Origin of the sequence: Caballeronia sp., assembly GCF_049581465.1 — a bacterium.
Classification (GTDB): Bacteria; Pseudomonadota; Gammaproteobacteria; order Burkholderiales; family Burkholderiaceae; genus Caballeronia.
Genome location: NZ_JBAUSA010000748.1, coordinates 1 through 4,597 on the forward strand (window position 1 = coordinate 1; position 4,597 = coordinate 4,597).

General features: G+C 57.1%; 3 protein-coding genes and 1 pseudogene. 2 read left to right on the forward strand and 2 right to left on the reverse strand.

What is annotated here, in order from left to right:
- Together WCA53_RS18530 and ggt are read right to left on the reverse strand one after the other, a co-directional pair.
- The coding region (locus tag WCA53_RS18530) for an aminotransferase class III-fold pyridoxal phosphate-dependent enzyme (RefSeq protein WP_423913777.1) at window positions 1-571 on the reverse strand (571 nt) is incomplete at its 3' end.
- 517 nt (window positions 572-1,088) lie between these two features.
- On the reverse strand, window positions 1,089-2,726 hold the full coding sequence (ggt, locus tag WCA53_RS18535) for a gamma-glutamyltransferase (protein WP_423913780.1): 1,638 nt from the start codon (window positions 2,724-2,726) through the stop codon (window positions 1,089-1,091).
- 137 nt (window positions 2,727-2,863) lie between these two features.
- On the opposite strand from ggt, the gene WCA53_RS18540 reads away from it, so the two are divergent.
- Together WCA53_RS18540 and WCA53_RS18545 are read left to right on the forward strand one after the other, a co-directional pair.
- The gene (locus WCA53_RS18540) at window positions 2,864-3,742 is read left to right on the forward strand and encodes a LysR substrate-binding domain-containing protein (RefSeq protein ID WP_423913783.1); all 879 of its coding nucleotides are present in this window, start codon (window positions 2,864-2,866) and stop codon (window positions 3,740-3,742) included.
- Window positions 3,743-4,340: 598 nt separating this feature from the next.
- Window positions 4,341-4,535, forward strand: a pseudogene (locus WCA53_RS18545) (hypothetical protein); the annotation flags it as partial.
- Between the last annotated feature and the right edge of the window lie 62 nt (window positions 4,536-4,597).

Below are 4,597 nucleotides of genomic sequence, written 5' to 3' on the forward strand. Positions count from 1 at the left end.
GCGTTACATAGCGCAAGCCGGAGGGTGCTAGCTCGATAAGACGTTGTGCCAGCAGCCCCGCCGACTTAAGGATCGAAGGTTGCGCGAAAATCGGCTCGGAATCTGCCCGTAAAGCGTCGACAGCCTCCCATATTTCCGCTGGATGATGCCCGAATGGAACGGCTCCGTACTGAGCAAGGAAGTCGAGATACCGCCTTCCATTTTCGTCGTATAGATATGCTCCCTCACTCCGCACGAAGGTCCTGTCCAGCTTCATCTGCTGCAACTTCGTAGCGAGATAAGGATTAACGTACGCCTCATACGGCCGCTCCTCCGGACCGGCGGCGCCCGCATTCTGAAGCACCATTAACGCGAGAATGAAATGTTCGGTATCCGATATTGGCGCGAGAAAATCACTGGATATCGCAACGCCCATCCGCCGCTCCAATGCACAGATCAGTTCCGCGCCGGATAGCGAATCTATCCCAAGGTCTGCGAGACTGGTGGGTTGTCCGGCCCAGGACACATTGAGCGTGTCGCGAACGTACGCAGCCACCCACGCCCGAATTTCGGGATCGGTTCTAAAGTTCATCGAAACATCCTTGACTGAAGTACCACGCACCGGGCGCGGTCGAGGCGCAAGCCATCGCACGCACTCACCGAAGCGATTTGCGTGTTATTAAGCTTGCCGAATTATGTCGATAGAAAATCTATAGGGAGTGAAACTCATGCCGGTTGATGCTGGCTGACCGGCCGAGAGCGATTGACTCCGTTGCGCGTCAGCGGCCTGACTTTGGATTGCATCACATCCACAGACTTGCGATCTGCATTTCTTATTTCATTTGATATGCACTGCTTCATTTTTGGTACCTCTCAATATCTCCCATCTGATGAGATATTGCCACACGACCGAATGAATTATTTTGATGGCTGTCAGATAATTTACTTGTTCTCTGAACGTTTGCTGCGGCATTTCACCCCAATCGAATGTCTATTTTAGTTTTCAATTGATTGACAGTCAGTTTGGATTGCATATCAAATTAATTGTCGAGATGAGACGAAATCGGGACTACGTCGTGCCCCGCTCCCGCCTCCCCGAACTATGACGACTAGAAGCCCGCAGCCAGACCATCTCTTCGACTGTCGCTCGCAGCAACATAACCACGCTCCGGGTCGTTGCGATCCAGCTTCCAGATGTACTGCCCCGAGCCAAAGTCCATATAGGCATCGTCGACGGATTTGATCGTATGGCCCAATCCTTCAAGCCCCTTCGCGGTTTCGCGATCCAGGGTCGATTCGATATCGATGGTGAAATCGCGATTGACCTTCCAGCGCGGTGCATCGCAGGCAGCTTGAGGCTGCTGGCCGTAGTCGAGCATCCGGACAATAGATTGCAGATGGCCTTGCGGTTGCATGTCGCCGCCCATCACGCCAAAGCTCATCACGGCCTCGCGCGTGCCGTCCACTTCCTGTGTGAGGAACGCCGGGATGATGGTGTGGAACGGCCGCTTGCCGCCTTCCACCACATTCGCGGATTTCGGGTCCATCGAGAAGCCACAACCGCGGTTCTGCATCGCGATGCCGCTGTTCGGCACGACGACGCCCGATCCGAAGCCCATGTAGTTCGACTGGATAAAGCTCACCATCATGCCGCGCTCGTCCGCGACCGACATATAGATCGTTCCGCCCGCCGGCGGCATGCCGAAATCGAAATGCGACGCGCGGCGCGGGTCGATCAGCTTGGCGCGCGCCGTCAGATACGCGTCGTCGAGCATTTGCTCCGGCGTCACGTCCATGGAACGCGGATCGGCGACGTATTGGTAGACATCGGCGAAAGCGAGCTTCATGGCTTCGATCTGCAAATGCTGCGACTCGATCTTGTCGACGGCGAGCGACTTCAGATCGAACTTGTCGAGTATGCCGAGCGCGATCAACGCAGCAATGCCCTGCCCGTTCGGCGGAATTTCATGGACCGTGTACCCACGATAATCCTTCGCGATCGGCTCCACCCACTCCGCCTGGTAGCCGCGCAAATCGTTCGCGGTCATCGCGCCGCCACCCTCCTTCGCGAACGCCGCGATCTTCTGCGCGATCTCGCCTTCATAGAATGCGCGCGGGCCTTGCTCGGCGAGCGTGCGCAGGGTTTTCGCGTGACCGGGAAAGCGCATCAGTTCGCTGATCTCGGGCGCGCGGCCGCGCGGCATGAAGGTATCGGCGAAACCGGGCTGGTCTTTCAACTCTGGCACCGCCGCCGCCCATTTGTACGCGACGATGCTCGCCACCGCGTGCCCACGCTCGGCGATCTCGATGGCCGGCTCCATCAAATCCGCGAATGGCAGCGAGCCGAATTTTGCGTGCAACGCCTCCCATCCCGCGATCACGCCGGGCACGGTCACCGCATCCCAGCCGCGCTTCGGCTGCCTGGCGAGTCCGTTCTCCTCCCCATATTTATGCTTGAAGTAATCGACATTCCAGGCCGCGGGAGACACGCCCGACGCGTTCAACCCATGCAGCTTCTTGCCGTCCCAGACGAGCGCAAACGCGTCGCCGCCGAGACCGCATGAAACCGGCTCGACCAGCGTGATGGCGGCAGCGGCGGCAATAGCGGCATCGACGGCATTGCCGCCTTTCCACAGCATCCTCAAGCCAGCCTGCGCAGCGAGCGGATGCGAGGTGGAAACAATATTGCGCGCGAACACGGGCATGCGCGGCGTGGGATAGGGGTTCTGCCAGTTAAAGCGGGTCATGGGTGTCTAGCGTTGATTGATGTAAGAGGAAGGCTTTCTTGAATCAAGACGAGTATTCAAAATCCCATTATGTCCACGGCAATGCATGAGAAAATATTAAACTTTCTTGTTAATCTTCAATCTTTTCTTGAACTCGCATGCCTACGATCCGGATGCTCAGAACCTTTCGCGCTATCGCCAGGACGGGCTCATTTGCCGCTGCCGCCGATAAAGTCGCGCTCACGCAAGCCGCCGTCAGCCTGCAAATGCGCGGTCTGGAGGAGGCCCTTGGCCGTCAGCTCTTCGATCGCCGCGCGCGGCAGATAACGCTCAGCCGCCAGGGTCATGAGATCCGTCCGAAGGTCGAGCAGATCCTCGATCTGGTCGATGAGCTTGCAGCCGCGCCTGCCGATTCAATGCAGGGGCCCGTGGTAATTGGAGCGGTGGTGTCGGTGATCGGCGCGCTGTCATTGGGCGTCGCGCGGCTGAAAACGGCGCATCCACGGCTTGATGTGCGCTTGTTATCGGCGCGATCCGACGAACTGACCAGCATGGTTGAACAAGGCGAGGTGGACATTGCCGCGGTCGTCGCCCGGCCGGACCAGACGCTACCGGAGTCCCTCAAGTGGACCCCGCTCTATACGGAACCTTTGATGCTGATCGTGAGCCGGGAAATCTCCGATAACGATCCGCGCCGCATCCTGGCATCGAACGGATTTTTACGTTTTGACCGGCTTGTGAGAACGGGTGTGGTCGTTGATCAGGCGTTGCGGCAGCTTGCGCTTGATGTGAACGAGTATCTTGAGCTCAACTCTATCGAGACAATTGTCGCGCTGGTCAGGAAGAACGTGGGAGTGACAGTGCTGCCGCAGTTGCATAACGCAGGGTGGCAAGCCGATCCTTTGCTACGATTGATCCCGATTGCGCAACCCGCCATTCGTCGTTCGGTGGGAATGATCGAGCGTTCATCGTTTGGGTGGAGCGGCATGACGGCCGCTATTGTCGATGGGTTGGCGCTGGCGCTTGAGGGGGTTTAGGGTTCTTGGGGCGGTTCTGCTTGCGGCGAGTGTGAGAATAGGGTGGAGTCCTTCTGCTCGCGTGGTCGTTCTGCTTAAGTCGGATTTTCTTGCTTATCTCTGTTAGCCCCTGTCCGGGGCGGGACTTCATTTCTTTGCAAACGCGAAAAGAAACGAAGCAAAGAAACGCGTTTTAAACCGCCAATTTTTAAGTGTCCTCGTCGCTCACTCCAGGTCTTTGGCACGAACGTAGTGCCGCCTCCACTCATCAAGCCGCAGTCGAACACCACCCTCAAGCACCCGCGGCGCGCACACGCTTCGCCTCGACCGCCCCATTCGTTGCTACCACTGGCCGCAGCGCCCTTGGCGTTGCCAAACTATCTCGCCGCCTTTAATACAGGCTTAAGCCAACAACCACATCCTGAACCCGTTGATCCTCCTGTAGTACCCCTCTTCAAGGCCGCTAATGCGGCCTTTTTTTTCGTGCCGCACTACGCACTTGGCGCCCGGCTCACGAACATATCAAACGTCGATCAGTCGTTTTTACCTGGCAAGTGGAACTGAGCGGTAAATAGCAGGTAAGCCGCCCTATTGTTCCTATTCTAAATTGACGATACTTAGCGCGCTGCTCCTCTCGCGCATAAATGTCTACGATCCAATGACAGTCGAATTACTCTCCTGTCTCCAAAATCTCCACGACCTATTCGCAAAATGGGAATGGCCCGATCGCCTCGCAACCATCGCGCGTCAATTTGGACTGTCGTTCGAGTTACTGAATCATCCCTCGAATATTCGACTCGTTGAGCCCGGATAACGTGATTGACCGCTCCGCCCGGTAACAGGCAGTGCAGGAGAAAAAATCCCGCGCTATACGGA